Annotated in this window: 18 protein-coding genes, 2 tRNA genes and 1 riboswitch; of the genes, 7 read left to right on the forward strand and 13 right to left on the reverse strand. The window is 66.1% G+C overall.

Features of this window, described 5'->3' with window-relative positions:
* Positions 1 to 1,165 precede the first annotated feature (1,165 nt).
* From NET02_RS12705 to NET02_RS12750, 10 genes are all read right to left on the reverse strand, one after another.
* A tRNA-Leu gene (locus NET02_RS12705) sits at positions 1,166 to 1,249 on the reverse strand.
* Between the two features lie 189 nt (positions 1,250 to 1,438).
* A tRNA-Gly gene (locus tag NET02_RS12710) sits at positions 1,439 to 1,512 on the reverse strand.
* A gap of 372 nt (positions 1,513 to 1,884) precedes the next feature.
* Positions 1,885 to 2,358, reverse strand: coding sequence for a carboxymuconolactone decarboxylase family protein (locus NET02_RS12715; protein WP_284057798.1), 474 nt, complete (start codon positions 2,356 to 2,358; stop codon positions 1,885 to 1,887).
* A gap of 148 nt (positions 2,359 to 2,506) precedes the next feature.
* Complete coding sequence (locus tag NET02_RS12720) at positions 2,507 to 3,520, reverse strand: TolB family protein (protein ID WP_284057799.1); 1,014 nt, start codon at positions 3,518 to 3,520, stop codon at positions 2,507 to 2,509.
* Positions 3,517 to 5,043, reverse strand: coding sequence for a UDP-N-acetylmuramoyl-L-alanyl-D-glutamate--2,6-diaminopimelate ligase (locus tag NET02_RS12725; protein WP_284057800.1), 1,527 nt, complete (start codon positions 5,041 to 5,043; stop codon positions 3,517 to 3,519). Before NET02_RS12725 ends, NET02_RS12720 begins: the two co-directional genes overlap by 4 nt.
* A gap of 3 nt (positions 5,044 to 5,046) precedes the next feature.
* A complete protein-coding gene (locus NET02_RS12730) occupies positions 5,047 to 6,081 on the reverse strand; it encodes a lipid II:glycine glycyltransferase FemX (protein WP_284057801.1) in 1,035 nt (344 codons plus the stop codon).
* 2 nt (positions 6,082 to 6,083) lie between these two features.
* Complete coding sequence (locus tag NET02_RS12735; protein WP_284057802.1) at positions 6,084 to 7,073, reverse strand: HEAT repeat domain-containing protein; 990 nt, start codon at positions 7,071 to 7,073, stop codon at positions 6,084 to 6,086.
* Positions 7,057 to 8,703, reverse strand: a complete 1,647-nt coding sequence (locus NET02_RS12740) for a hypothetical protein (protein ID WP_284057803.1) — start codon at positions 8,701 to 8,703, stop codon at positions 7,057 to 7,059. The genes NET02_RS12735 and NET02_RS12740 overlap by 17 nt, the downstream gene beginning before the upstream one ends.
* 77 nt (positions 8,704 to 8,780) lie before the next feature.
* The gene (locus NET02_RS12745) at positions 8,781 to 8,915 is read right to left on the reverse strand and encodes a hypothetical protein (RefSeq protein WP_284057804.1); all 135 of its coding nucleotides are present in this window, start codon (positions 8,913 to 8,915) and stop codon (positions 8,781 to 8,783) included.
* A 160-nt stretch (positions 8,916 to 9,075) separates the two neighbouring features.
* Positions 9,076 to 10,086, reverse strand: coding sequence for an ROK family protein (locus NET02_RS12750; protein WP_284057805.1), 1,011 nt, complete (start codon positions 10,084 to 10,086; stop codon positions 9,076 to 9,078).
* Positions 10,087 to 10,199: 113 nt separating this feature from the next.
* On the opposite strand from NET02_RS12750, the gene NET02_RS12755 reads away from it, so the two are divergent.
* Complete coding sequence (locus NET02_RS12755) at positions 10,200 to 11,171, forward strand: DMT family transporter (RefSeq protein ID WP_284057806.1); 972 nt, start codon at positions 10,200 to 10,202, stop codon at positions 11,169 to 11,171.
* A 12-nt stretch (positions 11,172 to 11,183) separates the two neighbouring features.
* On the opposite strand, the gene NET02_RS12760 is transcribed toward NET02_RS12755, so the two are convergent.
* Both NET02_RS12760 and mdh read right to left on the reverse strand, forming a co-directional pair.
* Positions 11,184 to 12,503 (reverse strand): molybdopterin molybdotransferase MoeA, encoded by a 1,320-nt coding sequence (locus NET02_RS12760; RefSeq protein WP_284057807.1) that lies wholly within the window; start codon positions 12,501 to 12,503, stop codon positions 11,184 to 11,186.
* Positions 12,504 to 12,515: 12 nt separating this feature from the next.
* On the reverse strand, positions 12,516 to 13,442 hold the full coding sequence (gene mdh / locus NET02_RS12765) for a malate dehydrogenase (RefSeq protein WP_284057808.1): 927 nt from the start codon (positions 13,440 to 13,442) through the stop codon (positions 12,516 to 12,518).
* A gap of 163 nt (positions 13,443 to 13,605) precedes the next feature.
* Here mdh and aroB point away from each other — a divergent pair, with 163 nt between their 5' ends.
* From aroB to NET02_RS12790, 5 genes are all read left to right on the forward strand, one after another.
* Positions 13,606 to 15,270, forward strand: coding sequence for a 3-dehydroquinate synthase (gene aroB, locus NET02_RS12770; protein WP_284057809.1), 1,665 nt, complete (start codon positions 13,606 to 13,608; stop codon positions 15,268 to 15,270).
* A 51-nt stretch (positions 15,271 to 15,321) separates the two neighbouring features.
* Positions 15,322 to 15,417, forward strand: a riboswitch (SAM riboswitch).
* Between the two features lie 122 nt (positions 15,418 to 15,539).
* Entirely contained in the window at positions 15,540 to 16,637 is a 1,098-nt protein-coding gene (gene mtnA / locus NET02_RS12775) for an S-methyl-5-thioribose-1-phosphate isomerase (RefSeq protein ID WP_284057810.1), read from the forward strand.
* A 38-nt stretch (positions 16,638 to 16,675) separates the two neighbouring features.
* Complete coding sequence (gene ahcY / locus NET02_RS12780; protein ID WP_284057811.1) at positions 16,676 to 17,950, forward strand: adenosylhomocysteinase; 1,275 nt, start codon at positions 16,676 to 16,678, stop codon at positions 17,948 to 17,950.
* Between the two features lie 104 nt (positions 17,951 to 18,054).
* Positions 18,055 to 19,263 (forward strand): methionine adenosyltransferase, encoded by a 1,209-nt coding sequence (gene metK / locus NET02_RS12785; RefSeq protein WP_347711041.1) that lies wholly within the window; start codon positions 18,055 to 18,057, stop codon positions 19,261 to 19,263.
* Positions 19,264 to 19,298: 35 nt separating this feature from the next.
* Positions 19,299 to 20,270, forward strand: a complete 972-nt coding sequence (locus tag NET02_RS12790) for a GDP-mannose 4,6-dehydratase (RefSeq protein ID WP_284057813.1) — start codon at positions 19,299 to 19,301, stop codon at positions 20,268 to 20,270.
* Positions 20,271 to 20,320: 50 nt separating this feature from the next.
* Here the strand turns inward: NET02_RS12790 and NET02_RS12795 are convergent, their stop codons facing one another.
* A complete protein-coding gene (locus NET02_RS12795; RefSeq protein ID WP_284057814.1) occupies positions 20,321 to 21,262 on the reverse strand; it encodes a methionyl-tRNA formyltransferase in 942 nt (313 codons plus the stop codon).
* 62 nt (positions 21,263 to 21,324) lie between these two features.
* Here NET02_RS12795 and NET02_RS12800 point away from each other — a divergent pair, with 62 nt between their 5' ends.
* On the forward strand, positions 21,325 to 21,639 hold the full coding sequence (locus tag NET02_RS12800; protein ID WP_284057815.1) for an oxidative damage protection protein: 315 nt from the start codon (positions 21,325 to 21,327) through the stop codon (positions 21,637 to 21,639).
* Positions 21,640 to 21,648: the final 9 nt, after the last annotated feature.

Below are 21,648 nucleotides of genomic sequence, written 5' to 3' on the forward strand. Positions count from 1 at the left end.
TCCACCAACATCATGGAAAAGCGGGAGCGCGCCGCTTGAGCCGGCGATATCACCCGGGTCTTACTCGCTTCTTGGCGACGCGAGAAGAATACTGCGCTGTATGGCCTGAAGTGTTGATAGGTTAGCGCCTTTGGGCAGCGCAGCCATAGAGGACTACGAGGGGAAGCAAACGAGCTGGCGACGTTTCCCCTGCCAGCCCGCCAAGCACGATTGCCCATGGTACCGCGGGGACCGCATTGCGGTGATCGAGGAGGTCCCGGGCGGTTCGTGGTACACGTTCTGGTATTCTTGCCTTTTGAGCAGTGAGCGACCCCAGGCTCGCTCGTATGGCTCGAGGGTTAGCGCAGCGGATTTGGCACGGTAATCGGCAGGGTGGTGTGGCCCAACTTCCGAGCGTAATACCTCACCCGTATTGTCGGACACTTTCCACGGCGGTCCGGGACGAGACTGAGACGGGGTGTCAAGTGGGCGGGTGGTAGTTCCGGATGGATCCTCAGCCACGGGCGACAAACTGATGCATTCGCAGTCTTTTCAGCCGCATCTCGTTCCAGTTCCCCAGGTGTGTGCCAGAAGTCCGGCGAGCGCCGGTATCGCTAGGCTGGCGCCCTGCGCGATTAGAAGGACGATCAATCCGCCGTGACACGCTGGTTCACTGGATGTAGATCCGGGAGTGTCCCTGCCGAGGTCCTTCGGCTGGATATTTAGTCCTCGCGACACTGGTGCTTTTATCTCGTCTGCGCATACTTATTCATCGACGAGCGGGGCAAGGTGTCCTCAACTCGCTGTCGAGCTCCACGCCGTGGGGAGCTTTACCGTGCTATGGCCGAAGTCGCCTCCTGCGCCTGTATTGCCGGAGTGCGCACTCGACTGGTGGAGCTCACGCCGCTTCATTTCCAGGAGTGGTGCGCGGAAATCCTTGGACGAAGCCGAGTCCGTGGACGGTGGAATTCTATTATGGCGTATTGCCACGAGCGCTTGACCAGGCGGTGAAATGGGGGCCAGCCGGGCTGTCAACCTGGGTTGGCGCCACCTAGAACCCGTCCTTGCGGCGGTAGATCGAGCCCACAAACCCCCTCCCAGCACTGTACCGGTCTTGTACCGGCGCTATTGAGGCGTCTCGGGGGCTCTTGAAGAGACCGAGGGGCAGGTTTTGGCTTTTCGACGGTGCGGAAAGTGGGACTCGAACCCACACGGGGGTTACCCCCAGCGGTTTTTAAGACCGCCGCGTCTGCCGTTCCGCCATTTCCGCTCAGAATCGCGCTCGCGCAACGTTGGCTGGCTCCTGCTTCGCCGGCCGTGTGAGCGACCATCTACCAGAGCGGGGTGCCAGCAGGGCGAAACGGTGCCAGCCTGGCTATCTCGCGTCTATTCTACCGCGGATGCGCACCAGAACAAAGAAAAACGGCCTCGGGTGAGGCCGCTCGTCAGACTCTCGCGGAGCGGAAGACGGGACTCGAACCCGCGACCTTCTCCTTGGCAAGGAGATGCTCTACCAATCTGAGCTACTTCCGCCTGCCCGGCGGTCTTCCTTCCGCCGCACAGAGAAGTGTACTCACCATCGCATCGGCTGTCAAGCATGTCTCGCCAGGTCACCCGCTCGGCTGGTCGTCTGCCTAGTCGCACCTGGCCCGCAGACAGGCCAGACTGGCCAGTACCTCTCCGGCTCTGTGGCATACCTCGAAGACTGACCGGTTCCACCTGTGGCCGATTGGAGGTACACGGTTCCGGCCATCGGAGCGGGCATGGCCGCGTTGAGATCTCAGCCCCACCTCGGTGTCCCGCCCCGGAAGCACTCCCACCTGACCAAACGCACCCCAAGCAAATACGGCAACAGGGCTCGTGGCGTTGCGACAGTAGGTCTAGATGGCCGTTCTTCCAGTGTAGTTATGGTCCGTGAGCTTCTGCTGTGCGTCGAAATAAACCGTCTGAGCCAATTCTCAGGGATCGAGCCTGCATGTTGAAATAGTTCTCTACGGCAACTAACCAGATAAGTTCCACAACCTCCTCGTCAGAGAAGTGCTGACGGCATAGTTCGAAGGTCGATTCGCTCAAATCATGATTTCTGGTAACCTCGTCCGCCAGCGCTAGCGCCGCTCGTTCTCGTTCGTTGAACGCTTCGCTCTCTGGCCAGCGATCGAGACCCAGGAACCGCGCATACCCAATCTGTTCCTGAACAGCTCGTGCCAGGTTCAGATCGTGGCAAAATGCGCAGCCGTTGAGCTGGCTCACCCTCGTGGTCACGAGCATGCGCACCGCAGGACCCACCGCGAGCTTCTTTTCTCGCATCCAATCAATGTAGGCCGTCAGTGGGATCAATTCTGTCTTTCTGGCATAGATAACCTTGAGGGGAGAAATCACGCGTCCGAAGCGCCTACGCGAGAGCCAGTAGGCCAACCGTAGCGCGAGGGATCGCGGCCTTTCGATGGGTGCCAGTCTCGCTACTTCCGTTAGAGGCCTCTGACCAGCTTGATCCATTGGTCCGCACTCTCTAGCCGAGCGCGGGGAGTTACGGCGCCCACGAGAGTCCCGACGGCGCGTCGATCGCCTCGGCTTCGAATAGCCGCTTGGGCTCCCCAGCGCGCGGCCTGCCGCCAGGCTCCACGGTGAACTCGACGTACTGAGCCTCGAACGTGCCTCCATCGAGCTGCAAGAAGGCTATCATCGTCCCATCCGGTGACCAGGTCGGCGAGGCTACGGCGCCGCTGGTGGTAAGCTGCACTGGCTCTCCGCCGCCGGCCGGCACCACGTAAAGGTTGTTCGCTTCACCCTGTCGTCCAACGTAGGCGATCCAGTTTCCATCGGGTGACCAGGCCGGCGCGTAGCTGCCATCTCCTCCCTGCACGAGCGGCACCACTTCGCCGGTTGTCAGGTTCAGTATCCACAGGTCCGTGCGGCGGCGCAGTCCGTCGTCAGACGTCGCGCGGTGCGCGAAGGCGATGCGCGTTCCATCCGGCGAGACGGTCGGTGATTCCACGTTGTCGCCCGGAACCGTTGAAGCCGGTATCTGTTGTGGCGCCCCACCAGTACTCGGAATGAGCCAGAGGTAGTTCTTGACCGAGTTAAGGTCGCTCGCGTAGACGATCCGCTGGCCGTCCGGCATCCATGCCGGATCGAGCGCCCAGACGCTGTTCGCGACGTACGCTTGCGTCCCCGGTTGCAGGGGCGGCTCGTTCTGGGTGAGCTGCTGCATGCCCTGGCCGTCGGCTCCGGCGACGTAGAGGTCCGAGAAGGCATCTCCGAAGCGCACGAACGCGAACCGGCTGCCATCGGGTGACCAGCTCGGCGAGGCTGCGTTCCCAAGCTCGAGTAGGCGCCGAATCTTGCCGTCTTGCCAGAGATAGATATCGCCATGCTGGACGAAGAGGATCCGACCCTTCGGCGCTGCACCAGCGACCCACTCCGGATTGGCGATCGGATCCGGCTCTCCGCAGGCGGCCGCCAGCAACGCGGTTGCCATCAAAACGCTCAGGAGTAGCCTGGCTACCGCCCCTCGTTGTCTACGGTTCGGCTCTCGCTTCATTCACCCTCGTTTCGGTAGCCGAGTTCAGCTAGCGCCGAGAGCGCCTCGGCCGACTCGTCCCAGGGACGACGCTCTGAGCCGTAGATAATACATCGCTCGTGGCCCTTGCCGAGTAGCAGGACGGCGTCGCCCGGCGTGGCCCGCCGCAGCGCCTCGCGGATCGCCTGCGAACGGTCTTCGATGCAGAGAAAGTCGCGGCCCTCTATGGCACCTGCGCCTCGCGCGCCCTCGGCGATCTCGTCGATGATCCGCTCCGGATCCTCGAAACGAGGATCCTCCGACGTGAAGACGGAGAAGTCTGCGAGGCGGGCCGCGATAGCGCCTTGCAGAGGCCGCTTGGCACGGTCACGCTCGCCCGCGCTGCCGAACACGGTGATCAGGCGGCCCGGAACTAGTTCCCGGACAAGCTCGAGGACACGTTGCAGCGCCTCAGGCGTGTGCGCGTAGTCGACGATCACCGTGAAGGGCTGGCCGGCATCGATCCGGCGCAGACGACCGGGTACATGGTCCAAGCTTTCCAGGCCGCCCGCGATCTGCTCCGCCGTCAGGCCGAGCAGATACCCGGCGGCTGCCGCCGCCAACGCGTTCTCCACGTTGAACCGTCCGAGCAACTTCAGCCTGACCAGTGCCGAACCGGTTGGGGTGACTAGCTCGAAGTCGGTCCCAGCGTTATGAGGGTGGATGTTCCGCGCCGTGATCTCGGCCTCGGTCGCGTCCACCCCGAACCAGATCACCGGCGCTGATCCGGCATAGGCAGCGATCGAGCGCGCGCCCTCGTCGCCGGCATTGAGGACGACACCGCGGGGATAGGGCCGAAGGTCATCGCGCTGGGCGACGAACTCGAGCAAGCGCGCCTTCGCTCTCCGGTAGGCTTCGATCGTGCCGTGGAAATCGAGGTGCTCGTGCGTGATGTTGGTCACCACGGCGAGGTCGAACGCGCAACAGTCTAGCCGGTGCATCGCGAGCCCGTGAGAGGTCGCCTCGAGTACGGCCCACTGCACACCCTCGCGTCGCATGTTCGCCAGCAGCCGCTGAAGATCCAGGGATTCAGGGGTGGTCTGGCGCGTATCGTGCTCGACCACGCGATCACCGACCCTGACAGCTACGGTGCCCACTAGCCCGGTGTGATAGCCCGCCGCGCGCAGCAGGGCGTCGATCAGGAACGTTGTGGTGCTCTTGCCATCGGTTCCGGTCACACCGATCACGCCGAGGTCGTTCGATGGATTTTGGAAGAACGCGGCAGCGACACGAGCGAGGGCCGCGCGGGTATCGACCACCTGGACCGCCGCCGGGTAGTCATCGAGCGCGTTGCTCCACTCTTCAACCAGGGCGGCGACCGCGCCCCGGCGACGGGCATCCTCGAGGTAGCGATGACCATCGGTATAGCTTCCGCGCAGGGCAACGAACAGCGCTCCCGGCAGTGCCTGGCGTGAGTCGTAGCACACCTCGGTGATCGGTATATCGAGGTCGCCGGCCGCGCGTTCGATCGCCAGTGCATGCAGGAGCGACCTCAGGGGGAGCATCAGTCAGCCCTCCATCGGACGCAGCCGGCGCCAGAGCCACACCAGTGGCCGGGAATAGACGCGCTCGTAGACACCGGGGTACGAGTACACCTCACCGCCGAAACCAGCTTTGAAGCGGTAGACACCCCACAGGCCCTGGCGTACGTTGAGCTGATCATCGGGAACATCGTCGGGCGGCTCATCGGTTGGCGGAATCCCCCACAGGTCATAGAACCGGCAGCCACGGTCCCTAGCCCAGCGCATGGCTGCGAACTGCACCAGATAGGATGCCATGTGACGCTGGTGACGTGCCGCAGAGGCGCCGTACAGGTACACAGCCTCGGCACCGAAGCGAACGACCAGAGCTCCGGCTGCCGGCTCTCTGTCCTTCTCGGCCAGGATCAGCGCTGCATCTTCTCCGAAGGTATCCAGAATATCGCGGAAGTATTCTATCCGGTGAATCCCGAACCCATCTCGCTCACTGGTCTCGCGCAGCAGGTCGTAGAACACCGCCAGGTCAGCGCGGCTGCCCAAGCGAACTTCAACTCCCCTCCGCTCTGCGAGCCGAATGTTGTACCGGGTCTTCGGCTTCATCCGCGCGAGAAGCGTCTCGTCGTCGACATCGATCGCCACGCGGACTGTGCGCTGGGGCTGGATCACCGTGTGGCTGCGCCGCCAGCCGCTCGCGCGCGTAAGTACCACGCACGCGCCTTCGTTCTCGGGCTCGGCGAGGACGCAGATCGCCCGCTCACGACGGGCAACCCAATCGATGACGTGAGTGTAGGCCCGGTCGTCGGCACTGGACGCGGTTCCCACGGCGACGAGTGGGCCCCGGGGAACGTACCCCAGGCTCAGAGGGCCGACCCGGCGAAAGAGAAGCTGCGCGGCGATGACCGGATGCCCTTCCGGGTCGAACCAGGCGATCCGGACCGGCTTCCACCCGTGCCGACTCTTCAGTTCTCCCCAGCGCCAGCCCTGCAGCAGCCGTCCGCCTAGCTGCTCGATCAACGCGTCCCAAACGCGCGCGTCGTCGATACGGTGACAAGTGGGTGAGCTCACGTCTACGGCCAGAGTCCGGAATGAAGCGGGTCCTCCTCGTAAACCGCCTGCGTTAATGCCTCCTCAGCGGCCTCGCGCACAACCGGGTCAGCCGACCGAGCGAGCCGCCGCAGGACGTTGATCGCGACCGGGCCACCGATCTGACCCAGCGCGCCGATTGCCGCGGCCTGCACCTCTCGATCAGGGTCGTCAACCAGTGCGATCAGGGGGTCGACCGCTTCCGGCACGCCGAACTCGCCGCATGCCCGCGCGGCCTCGTAGCGGAGCTCCGGCTCTTCGCTCTCGAGTTCAGCCAGCACGTGCGGTAGCCAGCGACGGTCTAGGCTCTTCCCCATCGCGTAGATGGCGCTGACCCTCAGCTCGTGCTCCGGAGCGTCGTACGCCTCTGTGATCAGCTCGACGATGTCTGGGTCGTCTCCGAAATAGCCGATGGCTTCAAGAGCGCGGCGGCGCACCGCGATTGCCGCGTCGTCGCGCGCCAGCGCGAGGAGGGCCTGGCGCAGGCGACGCGTGCGAGGCTCGTCGAGCTGTCCGACCGAGGCGAGATAGCTGAAGCGGCCGAGCAGAACGGCGATCGCCTCGCGGACGGGTTCTTCCTCCTCAGCGGGCAGGAGGTCGAGCAGCCGATCGAGAAGCTGCGGATCGTCTTCCTCCCAGAGACCAGACACCGCCCGGGCCCGGACTTCGGGATCGGGGTCGCGGAGTGCGATCTCGAGCACGCGGCGGAAGTTCAACTCGACATTGGTCTCCGCCATCTCCTCCATCAGTGTCACCAGATACCGCCGGGTCGAGACCGGGGAAGAGGCCCAGAGATCTTGAAGCGCTGGCACCAGCGCGCGGCTGAGGTCAGAGAGCTGCGCCACGTCGCTCGCCGCGGGCCGCGGCGAGCTGTTGAAGCGCTGGAAGAGCTCGCCGAGCGCTCGCTGCTCTTCCGGTGAAGCCGGCCTGTCTAGGCTGGTGTTGAGCCAGTTGTGCTCACGGCGATGGGGCATAGTACAGCACATCCTCGGCGTCTGGGTCGATGCTGAACTGCGGGTAGTCGGGCGATTCGGCGATCTGCCGGATCAGCTCTGGCGTCATCGGTCGCTCGACGTTCGCTGCAGCGACCAGATCGTCGAGGAGCGCCATGTATCGCGGCGCGTCCGATGTGCCGATCTGCTCGCCGACGCGCTCGAACGTGGCGGCGAGGACCAGGTCCGGGTAGCGACGGGTCCGGTCGTCGAGCGGCTCCTGCCCGGCGAAGCGGGGGAAGCGATTCTCAGTGAGGAGCATATTCTCCTGTACCGCGCAGTAGTAGGTCGTCGGGCGGAAGATGTACCGGCGGTTCTTCTCGTCCAGATCGAGCAGCCGGCGCTCCTGGCCCGACACGCGCAGATAGTCGATAGTGTAGTGACCAGGCGTGTCTGTCCGCTCGATCGTAATTAGCGCGCCCGGCACCAGGCTATCGCGGAAGAAGGCGTCGAAACCGGCGAGATAGCCGCCCCGGTTGCCGGACGGGTAGCGCAGCTCGACGAGGAACGTCTCGTACGTTTGTGGCGACTCGAACGTCAGCACCGCGACACGCTGATCGGCCAGCACCTGAGGCGGAAGCACGCTCGCCAGAATCGCGTTGTACGGCAAGACGCCGAGGTAGTGCTCGTAGAAGGTCAAGACGTGATCTGCGACCTGCTCGCTCAAGGGGATCGCCGCCAGGGCTTCCTCGATGAGGAAGCGGTAGTCCTGGCCGATATCGGCCGCACGGCGCTTCGTGGTACCGATCGCTGGCAGTCCCTTGGTGGACCAGAGATAGTTGCCTGGAACGCCGACGAATTCGAAGTCCTCCTCCTGTGAGAGGCGGACATTGAGCGCGAATCGCTGGACCTCGTAGTCAGGAGCCGAGCGTCGGACTCCGAGCACGACCTCGACCAGCTCCGTGTCCGGCAAAGGTTGCCCGCGCTCCAGGATGTACTCGCGCAGACGCCGGAGGTTTCCTCGGCTCAGCCGCGGGACGTCTTCATCCAGCATCCAGCGGTCGGCGAAGCCGGCAACCTCCGGCATGGTCGCGAGTTCAGCAGCGACCAGTGCCTGCAGCACGTCGTCACCGATCTGGGACAGATCGACGACCTGGATCTCCGACGGAGCTGGGATGATCTCAACTGGTGCTGCGGCAGCTTCCGCTGGCTCAGGCGCTGCCGAGGCAACCGCCTCGGCAGCGAGTTCCTCATCGGCAGCGGGACGAGCGACTGCTACCGGCCGCCGGCGCGCAACAGGCGGTGCGACAGTCGGTGGCTCCTGGAAACGCCGGGGCAACATGTGCGCCGCGTCGACCTCTTCGACTGGCCGCGGTGGCCTCCCCTCGCGGGTGGTGGCGACATACAGGACCCCATCGCGCTCTTCCAGGCTGAAGACCGCGTCGTTCGCCTCGACAGCCAGCTTCAGCGCGGCGGCCCAGCCTTCTGCATCCCGCTGCTGGTCGAGTCGGGCCAGGTGTTCGGCCAGAGCCTGTAGCGGCATGCGGATCGGAGCCGTCAGCGCGAAGAAGCGTCCGGCCGTCCGCATGATCGCGAAGACCCGGGCCGCGAGCTCGCGCTCTTCTGGGCTGCCGTTGAATTCGATCTCCAGCCTGGGCTCGATGGTCTGCATGCTCTCTCGTCTCCTTCGCGATCTTCACGGCGCGTATCGTCATCGCGACACCGCGCGTGCTGGTACTGGAGAGCCGTCTATCCGGCTCGCTGCTGAGCTGCCTCCCTCAGGGCCGCCGCCAGTTCCTCTGTCGTCAGCGGACGCTTCGCTTCACGCAGCAGAGCAAGGAGCACGGCACGGTGTTGCTCGCTCAAACGCAGTTCGGTGCTCATCCAGACCCTCCTCCCGCAATGCCGGGGAGTAAGTCTACCGTTTTTGCCATCCCGACGGCAATCGAAACGATCACGCTCTGTTCTCGTCCGCCTCACGTGGGGAGAGATCGCAGGCTGCACGTGAAGTGACGGTGGGCTGGGACGAACCGCAACGCCGCGCTCAGACGCGACCGCTGTAGGCGAGCGCTAGCGCGACCGCTCCCAGGATGATGGCATCGCCGCCGAGCTCCGCTGTGGTGAGCCGGACGCTTCGGAGCGAGGCCGGGTAGGCATATTGCCGCACGCGAGCCTGCAACGGCTCCATGAGCAGTGGGCCGACCTCGGCTACCGGGCCGCCTAAAATGACCGCCTCGGGGTTCAGCACGGTGATCAGGTTCGCGATCGCCAGGCCGAGTGTCTGCACTGTCTCCCGAACGATCTGGTCAGCGACTGAGCTGAACGCGGCCGCCTGGAAGATCTGTCTCAGGGTCGGCTGTCGGCGGCCGAGCGGCACCCGAGCCGGATCATCGGGGGACTCGGCGAGCCGCTCACGCAGGCGGGCCTGAATTGCCGGAGCGGCGGCGAAGGCCTCGAGGTGCCCGGGCTTGCCACAGGAACAAAGCGGGCCGCCGGTCGAGACGACCATGTGCCCGATCTCTCCCGCGGTGCTACTGGCGCCGTAGAGGAGCCGGCCGTCGACGATGATGCCCCCGCCCACCCCCGTAGCGAGATGCACATACACCAGGTTCTGGCAGCCGCGGCCGGCCCCGAACGCCGCTTCGCCGAGCGCCGCTGTCCTTGCATCGTTATCGAGCACCGCAGACAGCCCGAGCCGCTCTTCGATGAGGGCGACGAGCGGGAACTGTTCAAAGCCAGGTGCCCGGTGAGAGAGCAGCGTCAAACCACGATGGGGATCGACCGGTCCACCGAAGGCGATCCCCGCTGTTTCGATTCGACCGAGCGGCACGCCGGCCTGTTCACATGCCTGTTCGGCGAGGTGGTGCACCGTGAGGACGACGGTGAGCGCATCGGCCTTGCCGTCGAACGCCTGGGCCTGCCCGCGGATGCGCCCGCTGCCATCGGCCACGACGACACGCTGGCCATGCCCGCCGATCTCGATGCCGATCACGAGATGATCGACCGCTGGCGGCCGTCGCCAGAAGCTGCTGACGTTGACATCTACCACAGCCACCCCATCCAGCGATCCATGCCACGGCCCGCTACCAGGTCAGACCCGAACGAGCTACGCATTGTAGCACGACGTCTCGGGCGCCTCGCCTGTTTGCGGTACGGAGACGCGATGGGATGGTAGTCTACGTGATGGAGTCGAGCGCGAGGGGGACAGGCGCCACGATGACGGATGGCGGGACCGCATCGGTGATCCGGCCAGTTGCGCCAGAGCGCATCAGCCTGGCCGGAGTGGTGCTCGCGCTGGTGGCCGTACTGAGCGTGTCGACCAGCGCGGTCTTCATTCGATTGGCTGGACAGGTCAGCCCCTACGAGATCGCGTTCTGGCGACTGGTCGTGGCGTCGGCGGTGCTGGCTCCAGCCGTGTGGCTGACGGGAGCCTGGCCGGCTGTCCGCGCTGTCGGCCTGCGGCGCTTCGCGCTCTACGGAGCTATCCTCTCGGCCCACTTCATCACCTATAACCTGGGACTCCGCTACGCGCCGGTCGCCCACGTTCTGCCGCTGATCTACATGTCGACCATCTTCATCGCGATTCTCTCGGCCGTCGTCCTTCGAGAGCCGTTACGCCGGGCACAGCTCGCCGGGATCGGAGTCGTGATCGCTGGCGCGGGGATCCTGGCCGGGTTCGAGCCGCGGTTCGACCCGCGGGTTCTGCTCGGCGATGGGTTTGCCGTGCTCTCGGCCATCACGTTCGCGCTGTATTCGATGGTGGGCCGGCAACAGCGGCAGCGCGTGCCGCTCTTCGGTTATGCCGTGGGCGTCTACGCGATGGCCGCGCTGTGGACGGCGCCACTCGCGGCTCTGGCGGCCTGGTCTGCCAGCGACGCGGGAGCCGCGAGCTCTCGCTACTCCCTGCAGGTCGTGCTCTCCCTGCTGGCGCTCGGCCTGGTCCCGAACGCGATCGGCCACACGCTGTACAACGCTAGCGTGCGCCGGTTGAACGCGGCGGTCGCCAACGTCCTGTTCACCCAGGAGGTCACCGGTGCCATCGTGCTCGCCTGGCTCATCCTCGGTGAGACACCGACGACCAACGCGCTCGTGGGTGCGGCAGTGATGCTCGCCGGCATCCTGGTGGTGCTGTTGCGCTGAGGGGCAGTGTCTTCACGGTACGCACCAGGGATCGAGAAGCTGGACGTCGACGATGGCGCCTGCTGGTGCCTCGTTCCACTGCTCCGGGATAACGGCTAGCCCGTTGGCCTGGGCTACGGAGCTGAGGATGCCGGAGCCCTGCTCGCCGACCGGCCGCGCAACGTACTCGTCCCCTTGGCGCTCCAAGCGTACCCGGACAAAGTGGCGTCGTTGCCCGCGGTTCTCGCACGGTGCCAGTAGCCTCGCGCGCACGGTGGGGAGCGCCCAGTCCTCGTAGCCGAGCATTTTCAGGATCGCTGGCCGGCCGAACTGCAGGAAGGCCACGTAGGCCGCTACCGGGTTCCCCGGTAGTCCGAGCATCGGGACTCCGCCGATCCACCCGAAGGCCATAGGTTTGCCTGGCTTGATGCGAACCTGCCACAGCTCGACCCGTCCCTCGGCCTGCAGGACATGCTTGACGAGGTCATAGTCCCCGATCGAGACCCCGCCTGACGTCAGGATCAGATCGGCGCCGCGCGCGCTCCGGAGCCTCGATCGGATCTCATCCGGGTCGTCGCGCACGACGCCGAGCAAGATCGGCTCGCCGCCGCACTGTTTCACCAGGGCCGCCAGCGTGTAGTTGTTACTGTTGCGGATCTGGCCGGGCAGGAGCTCCGGTCCCAGGTCGATGACCTCGTTGCCAGTGGCAAGAATGGCAACCCGCGGTCTCCGGTGAACCGTCACCCACCGCTGGTTGAGCGATGCGAGCACGCCGATGCAGGCCGGTCGCAGCACGGTTCCGGCCGGCAGGACCTCCTGCCCGGCTGCGACGTCCTCACCGGCGAGCCGAACGTTCTCCCCGGGCTTGGCTGGGCGGAAGACCCGGATCTCAGCCCGCCCGCGTCTGTGCCCGGAAACGGTGCCAGGTTCCCACTCATCCGTCTCTTCGAAACGGACGACCGCGTCTGCGCCCTCGGGCAGCACAGCCCCGGTCATGATGCGCGCCGCCTGCCGAGGGCCGATTGAGACGGCACAGCGCGAGCCTGCGGGTACCTCGCACACGACCGTTAGGGCCACTGGGTGATCGTAGCTCGCGCCGGCCGTGTCGGACGCTCGCACCGCATAGCCGTCCATGGCGGAGTTGGTGAAGGGTGGGACATCATGCCCCGCGACGACCGGCTGTGCCAGCACCAGTCCCAGCGCATCGAGTAACGGCACGCGGACTGCCGGCAACGGGCCCACTGCCGCTAGGACTCGCTCGCGTGCCTCGTCGACGCTCAAGAGCGACTCGACGTCTTCCCAGAGGCGATCGGTTCGAACTCGCGCGGATGACGGGCCTCGGGAGGTCGTCATGTCGATCTCCGGCTAAAGCTGTCTCATCGCCTCCACGAGCTCGCGCACCGCGCCCGCCGAGCGGTGCAAGGCGGCTCGCTCCTCGTCGGTGAGCTCGATCTCGATGACCTGCTTAATGCCACCGGCACCGAGCTTGACCGGCACTCCGACATACAGGCCGTCGATGCCGTACTGGCCTTGCAGGTAGGCGCTGCAGGGCAAGATCCGGTTCTGGTCGAGCAAAATCGCCTCGACCATCTCCGCAACCGAGGCGGCCGGCGCGTAGTAAGCGCTCGTCCCCAGCAGGCGCACGATCTCCCCGCCCCCGTCACGTGTCCGCTCGACGATTGCGTCGATGCGCTCCTTGGACAGGAGGTGCGTGATCGGGATGCCGGCCATGGTCGAGTAGCGCGGCAGCGGCACCATCGTGTCGCCGTGCCCACCGAGCACGAACGCGGTGACGTCGCGAGGGGAGACGTCGAGTTCCATGGCGATGAACGTCCGGAACCGGGCCGAATCGAGCACGCCGGCCTGGCCGACGACGCGCGATGCGGGGAAGCCGGAGGTCTCGAGGGCGACATGGCACATGGCGTCGAGCGGGTTCGTCACCACGACGATGACCGCGTCGGGCGAGCGAGGGGCTGCCTGCTCGGTGACGCTCTTCACGATGTTCATGTTCACGCGGAGGAGATCGTCGCGGCTCATCCCTGGCTTGCGCGGTGAGCCGGAGGTAATGACGATCACGTCCGAGTTCGCGGTGGCGTCGTAGTCGTTCGCGCCCACGACCGCGCAGTCGTATCCGAGGACGGGCCCCGCCTCCAGCAGATCGAGAGCCTTCCCTTGCGGCAAGTTCTCGACGATATCGACCAGGACGATGTCGGCGATGTTGCGCTGGGCCAGATACTGCGCCGTCGTCGAGCCGACCATCCCGGCACCGATGATGGTGACTTTGGGCCGCATTCGCTCCCCTCCGCTCGTCAATCGGTCTCCCCACTGTACCCAGCGCATCATAGCACATGCCAGCCGAGAACGATCCGGTGTTCACAGCGTGGATCTGGCCAGTAGAATGCTGGTCGTAGCGTATGCGAGGGGTTACCCGCGCACGCGAAGCGAGAGACGACCAGTGATCGACACGGTACCACGTCGCGTTATCCTGATCGGGTTGAGCGGGACCGGCAAGACCAGCCTGGCTCCGCTGGTGGCGGAGCGACTGGGCTTCGATCCGGTCGACACCGACGCGCAGGTGGAAGCACGCTTCGGTTGCTCGATCCCGGAGATCTTCGAGCGTTACGGCGAGCCGGTGTTCCGTGCCGCCGAGCGACAGGCACTCCTCTCGGCATGCGCTCGGGAGCGCGTGGTCGTGGCCACCGGCGGCGGGGTGGTTCTTGACGAGGCGAACTGGGTCGCGATGCGCCCGGCCAGCGTCATCGTCCACTTCCAGGCCAGCCCGGACACGATCGTCGAGCGGTTGCGCCGGCAATGGGGGCACGATCCCCGTTCGGTGAGGCCACTGCTTCGCGGTGATGATCCGGAAAGACGCATCGAGACGCTCTGGTCGGAACGCGCCACGCTCTATGCCCGGGCGGACCTCACGGTGCAGACGGACGGGAAGTCGCTCGAGGAGATCGCCCGCGAGGTGGAGGCGGGCGTGCGGGCGCACGCGCAACGGGGGCTCGTACCGGTCGCTTCGATCGGTGGAGCGACGGGCCGGTCGGATGTGTTCGTCGCGCCGGGCCTCCTCGCCGAACTGGGACGTTTGGCCCGCTCGCGCTGGCCGATGGCGCGTACCGCCTTCGTCATCGGCGACGCAGCGGTGTGGCAACACTGGGGCAAGGAGGTGAGCCAGGCGCTGTCCGAGGCTGGCTTCCAGGTGCGGTCAGCGACCGTGCCTCCGGGCGAAGAGAGCAAGTCGCTCGCTGAGGTCGAGCGGCTACTGGGCTGGCTGCTCGAGCACCGGATCGATCGGGGGGATATTGTCGTCGCGGTCGGTGGCGGCGTGGTGGGTGACCTCGGTGGGCTGGTGGCCTCGCTGATCCTCCGGGGCGTCGGGCTGGTGCAGGTGCCGACCAGCCTGCTGGCCATGGTCGACGCGAGCGTCGGCGGGAAGACGGCCGTCAACCACCCGCGCGGGAAGAACTTGATCGGCACCTTCTACCAGCCCCACCTGGTCGTGGCCGACCCGCGGGTGCTCGACACCCTCCCCGCGGCCGAGCTGCGCTCCGGCTGGGCCGAGGTCGTGAAACACGCGATGATCGAGGTGACCGCGACCCGGCAGTATCCGGGCGTCTTGCTGCCCCTGCTCGAGGCGGCGCCGTTAGAGCGGGATACGCTGGATCCAGCCTGGCTCACGCAGGTGATCCGGCGGAACATCGAGATCAAGGCGGCGGTCGTGCAGGCCGACGAGCGGGAGGCTGGACTGCGGCGGATCCTGAACTATGGCCACACCCTCGGGCACGCCATTGAGGCCGCTGAATACCGTTACCGGCATGGCGAAGCGGTGGCGCTGGGCATGCGGGCAGTGGCCTGGATGGCAGTTGCGCTCGGCCTGGCAGAGCAGGAGCTGTCGGAGCGCCAAAACCAGCTGCTCGATCGGCTGTGCTTGCCCAGGCACTTCGAGGGGAACGCCGATCTGGTCTTCGAGCGCCTGGCCTACGATAAGAAGGCGGTGCGTGGAGAGCTCACTTGGATCCTACCAGTCAAGCCAGGCGAGGTCGTGGTCACGCGTGAGGTGCCGCGTGATCTAGTTCTGGCTGCGCTCCATGCTTTGCAGGCGGGAGCACCACGCTGATTGTCCCCGGCCAAACGGTATGGTATATTCGCGCAAAAGCGAATAGGGCTCCTCTTATCCAGAGTGGTGGAGGGAACGGCCCGAGGAAGCCCGGCAACCGGCAGCCAGCCTGCACGGTGCCAATTCCGCCGACGGCGCTCGTGAGACGCTTCGAGCGAGGCGTGGGTCTTGCCAGAGGAGCCGCGCCGCGACCCGTCGGGAGATGAGAGGGAGCCGCAGTATACGGCTTCTCTCGGGGGAGAAGCTATTTTTGCGTGAAGAGCGGGGGCATGACAGAGTGGTTCGAGTCGATTAAGTGGGATGGCGAGGCGCTGGTTCTTCTCGACCAGACACGGTTGCCCCACGAAGAGTGCTGGGTGCGTTGCGCCACCGTCGACGAAGTGGCTGGCGCGATCAGCGAGATGAAGGTTCGGGGGGCACCGGCCATCGGGCTGGCGGCCGCGGCCGGGATGGCACTGGCGGCGAAGGAAGCGGTGCGATCTGGTCGAGAGCTCGAAGCGGCGCTAGAGCAGGCCTGTGCCACGCTCGCCCGGACTCGACCCACAGCGGTCAATCTCTTCTGGGCACTCGATCGCGCGCGGGAGACCGCTCGCTCGGCCCCGAGTGCCGAGGAGGCTGTGGTTCGTTTGAGCCGGCTGGTCGACGTGCTCCTCGAGGAGCAGCGGGAAAGTGACCGAGCCATCGGGGACTACGGCGCCGCGCTCCTGCCTGACGGTGCGCGGGTGCTCACGCACTGCAATACCGGCGCGCTGGCAACCGGTGCCTACGGCACGGCGCTTGGCGTCGTCCGGAGGGCTCATGAGCTCGGTAAGCTCGCGCTGGTCTACGTCGACGAGAGCCGGCCACGTCTCCAGGGCGCTCGATTGACGGCGTGGGAACTGCTCCGCGCCGGTGTCCCGTTCCGGCTGGTCGTCGACGCGGCGGCCGCGAGCCTTATCGCCCGGGGGCTGGTCGACGCGGTGATCGTCGGAGCCGACCGGATCGCGGCCAATGGCGACGTGGCCAACAAGATCGGCACGCTGGGCCTGGCGGTGGCGGCACGGCACTTCGGCGTCCCCTTCTATGTGGCCGCGCCGCTCAGCACATTCGATCCCGGTACGCCCGACGGCGCGTCGATCCGCATCGAGGAGCGGAACGCTGAAGAGGTGCTGCTGGTTGGGCAGGAACGCGTCGCGCCGGAGGGTACGGTTGTGCTCAACCCGGCCTTCGATGTCACTCCGGCCGAACTCGTCACTGCGATCATTACCGACGTCGGAGTCGTCGCCTCACCGGTCAAGGAGCATATCGACGCGTTGCTCGGCGAGCTGGCGCGACGGGAGGGCGGCAGGCTGGGCGCTGTGCAGGGTGCCGGGATACTGCCGCGCTGAGCCGGGTGCGGCGAGTTCATGGCCGTGGAGGGAAGGTGATGACAGGGACGGCGGAGGCACGCTACGACATCCGTGACATCGGCCTGGCGGAGCTGGGACGTCAGCGCATCGCCTGGGCGGCGCGTGAGATGCCTGTCCTGCGGCTGATCCGGGAGCGCTTCCAGGGCGAGCGCCCCCTCGAGGGGGTGCGCATCGTGGCCTGCGTCCACGTGACGACCGAGACGGCGAATCTGGCCTATACCCTTCGCGCGGGAGGCGCTGAGACGGCCATCTGTGCTAGTAATCCGCTCTCGACGCAGGACGATGTGGCGGCCGCGCTGGTGGCAGACGGCTTCTCGGTATACGCAGTCAAGGGAGAAGACCACGACACGTACTACCGGCACATCCACCAGGCGCTCGATCACCGGCCGCACATCGTGATCGACGATGGCGCCGATGTGGTCAGCACCCTTCACCGCGACCGGCGGGAGTTACTCGAGCAGGTGCTGGGCTCGACAGAGGAGACCACCACCGGCGTGATCAGGCTCCGCGCGATGGCCCAGGACGACGTCCTCGCTTTTCCGGTGATCGCGGTCAACGACGCCGACACCAAGCATCTTTTCGACAACCGCTACGGGACGGGCCAGAGCACGATCGACGCAATCCTGCGGGCGACGAACATTCTGCTTGCGGGGAAGACGGTCGTCGTGGCCGGGTACGGCTGGTGCGGGCGCGGGATCGCGATGCGGGCGCGCGGGATGGGCGCACGCGTCATCGTCACTGAGGTGAACCCGATCCGCGCGCTGGAGGCGCTCATGGACGGGTACCTCGTGATGAGCATGCGCGAGGCTGCCCCGCTGGGCGATCTGTTCATCACGGCGACCGGCAACCTGCACGTCATCGATCGAGAGCATTTCCCGCTCATGAAGGACGGCGCCATCCTGTGCAATGCTGGCCACTTCAACGTCGAGATCAACCTCGAGGCGCTGGCCGAACTGGCGGCCGGTGGGCGCCGCCAGCTCCGGCCCCTGGTCGAGGAGTACCGGCTCGCTCCAGATCGCGCGATCGTGGTGCTGGCCGATGGGCGGCTGGTGAACCTCGCAGCGGCTGAGGGCCATCCGGCGAGCGTGATGGACATGAGCTTCGCGAACCAGGCGCTGGCATGCGCTTACCTCGTAGCGAACCACCGCAAGCTGGAGGCCACAGTCTATCCGGTGCCGGAAGAGATCGATCGGGAGGTCGCTCGACTGAAGCTGGCGAGCATGGGCATCGCGATCGATGAGTTGACCGAGGAGCAGGAGACCTACCTGCGGTCGTGGCAACATGGAACCTGAGTGGCGCGGGGCAGCGGAGCACTGGGGGCGAGTGATCCGCCCGCCGGCTAGGACCCGGTCGAGGCACGCGCCGGAGTGAGAGGACGACCGTGACGACGAGCATGATGCGCGCAGCGCAGACCTTCTTCACCTCCGAGTCGGTGACCGAAGGGCATCCGGACAAGCTGTGCGACCAGGTCTCGGATGCCGTGCTCGATGCCATCCTGGCTGAGGATCCGGACGGCCGCGTCGCATGTGAGACGGCGACGACGACCGGGCTCATGATCGTGATCGGCGAGATCACGACCTCGGCATGGGTCGACATCCCACAGATTGCCCGGCGCGTGGTGCTCGAGGCCGGCTACACCGATTCGGCGTACGGCCTGGACGGCCACACGATGGGGGTGATTACCTCCATTAAGGAGCAAGCGCACGAGATCGCGAGCGGGGTCGACCAAGCGCTCGAAGTGCGGAGCGGTCTCGCTACCGACGCATTCGACCGCATCGGCGCTGGCGACCAGGGCATGATGATCGGCTTTGCCTGCACCGAGACGCCGGAGCTGATGCCGATGCCGATCGCACTGGCGCACGGCTTGACGCGGCGACTGGCGCAGGCGCGCAAGGCTGGGATCCTTCCGTACCTCCGACCGGACGGTAAGAGCCAGGTCACGGTCGAATACCGGCGCGGCGTGCCGGCCCGTGTCGATACCGTCGTGCTCTCGGCCCAGCACGACCCTGACGTCGACCCGGATCGCCTGCGCGAGGACTTGCTGGAAGTCGTTGTCCGGGAGGTCATCCCTGGCGGGTTGCTCGATAGCAACACGCGTATCCTGATCAACCCGAGCGGAAGCTTCGCAGTCGGTGGTCCGATGGCCGACGCCGGCATGACCGGACGCAAGATCATGGTGGATACCTACGGGGGCATGGCTCGCCACGGCGGCGGGGCCTTCTCCGGCAAGGATCCGACCAAGGTCGACCGCTCCGGCGCCTATGCCGCGCGCTACGTCGCCAAGAACGTGGTGGCGGCCGGTCTTGCCGATCGCTTCGAGCTCCAGATCTCGTACGCCATCGGCGTGGCCCGTCCCCTAGCGATCCACATCGAGACCTTCGGTACGGCTCACGTCGAGGAGGAGCGCATCCTGGAGCTCGTGAATCGCCACTTCGACCTCCGCCCCGCGGCCATCATCCACGAACTCGACCTGCTACGCCCGATCTACCGCCAGGTGGCAGCCTATGGTCATTTCGGGCGACCCGATCTCGATCTCCCGTGGGAGCGGGTTGACAAAGCCGAGCTCCTGCGCTACGAAGCGGGGTTGGCGCAGACCCGGGCGTGAGAACGGGAGACTGGCGCTGACCGGAGGTCGATGGGGTGAAACGCGCTCTGATAACCGGGGCCTCTGGCTTCGCCGGCCGGCACCTGGCCCGAAGGTTGACGGAGTCCGGTACCTGGGAGGTCATCGGGCTCTCGGCGCGCCCACATACCCCAGGGTCCGAACTGCATCACCATCTGGTCTGTGACTTGCTCAATGCAGAGCTCACGCGCCGGACGCTGTCCCACTGGCGTCCCGACGTCATCTTTCACCTGGCTGCGGCGAGCTATGTGCCCCGATCTTTCGCCGACCCAGCAGGCACACTGGTGAACAACGCTGTGGGGCAGATCAACCTCTTGGAGGCTGCCAGGCTGCTCGACCCGATGCCGACAGTGTTGATCGTGAGCTCGTCGGACGTCTACGGCCTGGTTCACCCTGACGAGCTGCCGGTGACCGAAGCCCAGCCCTTCCGCCCCCTCAGCCCGTACGCCGTGAGCAAGGTCGCGCAGGACATGCTCGGGTTGCAGTATCACCTGAGCTACGGGATGCCGGTGGTTCGCGTGCGGCCGTTCAGCCATATCGGCCCGGAACAGAGCGACCGCTTCGCCATTGCGAGCTTCGCTCGCCAGATCGCCGAGGCGGAGGCTGGGCTTGCTCCACCGGTCCTCCTGGTGGGCAACCTCGACGTCGAGCGGGATTTGCTCGACGTGCGCGATGTGGTGCGGGCCTACGAAATGGTGGCCACGCCCGGACTTGCGGGCCAGGTCTTCAACATCGCTGGAGGTAGATCCTGGCGCCTCCGTGACGTCCTGGAGCGTCTCCTTTCGCTATCTTCGATCTCGATCGAGGTTCGCCAGGACCCATCCCGCCTGCGGCCAGCGGATATCCCCATGCTTCGCGGCGATGCGACCGCACTGCGGCAAGCCACAGGTTGGGTGCCGGAGATCCCCCTGGAACAGACGCTGGCTGATACGCTCGAGTACTGGCGGAGGTCCGTCCGCGGATGCCGCGGGGGCCGCTCCCGCCGCTGAGGCTCGACAGGCAGCCGGCCGGACCCTCCGGGGTTCCGGGTGAGATGGCCCTAGTTGGGTGGCAGCTCGACCTCTGCCACGAGCACGCCATCGCGCAATGGCAACAAGGATCCTCGCAGCACAAGCGCGTGCTCACCTGCTTCGCGAGCGGTGCGACACCAGCGGAGCAGCCGGCGCACGGCGACCAGGTCTCCGTCCGGAGAGCGGTAGACAGGCTGGTAGCCCAGCGGCAGGACCCCGTTCAGGAAGTGAACGGCGCGCCACGCCGGCCAGTCCGGTCCAATCTCCAGGTCTTCCGCACGCGGCCAGGAGAAGTAGCTCGCCTGCTTCTCTGGTTGAGAAAACGGCCTCGCCCGGCCCTCGGACAGGGCATGGATCGCAGTGACCAGCAGGCTGCCCCCGATCCGGGCAGCTTCGCGTTCGAGCCAGTCGCCTGGTAAACCGAGCGGCAGGTCGAAGACGGACTGCTCGACGATCGGTCCGGCGTCGAGCTCGGCTGTAAGCTGGTGAATTGTCACCCCAACGCGCAGTCGTCCATGGCGATAGATCCAGAACAGCGGGTCGGGGCCCCGGTATGCCGGCAGCGCCGACGGGTGCAGGTTGAGCCCGCCTAGGGGCGCGAGCGCGACGAGCTCGTCGGGGACACGCCAGGGAAAGCAGGAGACGACCAGCATGTCCGGCTCGAGCTGTCTCAACCTCTCCAGCACCTGGGTGTGCCGGAGCGTGCTGGCTTCGAGGATCGGAATCCGACGGTGACTGGCGATCTGCTCCAGCGCCGGCTCGCGGTCGGCCAGAACTACGGGGAGCGAGAGCGACCTGAGGCGGACAGCAGCCGCGCCGTCCCTGCGCCGCGCGGGGACGACGACCGCCACGACCGGAATGCCTGACTCGATCAATGCTTGGAGCGGGAGAGCGCTCAGCCGGCAGGGTCGCCCGAAGAAGAGCACTCTGGGTCGCTCTCTCGCCGTCGGGCATGAGATGCGGTTTGACACGTGATCGCCGCTCCTTTAGGCTTGCAACGGTTGCCGGAATGTGAGCTTGCGAGGTGACATCGATGCCCCGCATGGTTCAGTGTGCCAAGCTCGGTCGCCTGTTGCCCGGCCTGGAAAAGCCACCGTTCCCGGGCCCGCTCGGGGAGCGGATCTATAACGAGATCTCCCAGCAGGCCTGGGAGATGTGGCGCGAGTACCAGACAATCGTCATCAACCACTATGGCTTGAACCCGGCCGACCCCGACGACCGCAAGGTCCTCCGTGCCGAGATGGAGGAATTCTTCTTCGGAGAAGGGGCCGCGATGCCCGAGGGCTGGGTACCCGAAGGCACGCGGGGCGGCGCGCCAGCTAAGGGCGCTCCTGCCAGGAAGAAGTAGGCTGCCGGC

The organism is Thermalbibacter longus, from assembly GCF_023806485.1.
Classification (GTDB): Bacteria; Chloroflexota; Chloroflexia; order Thermomicrobiales; family Thermomicrobiaceae; genus Thermalbibacter; species Thermalbibacter longus.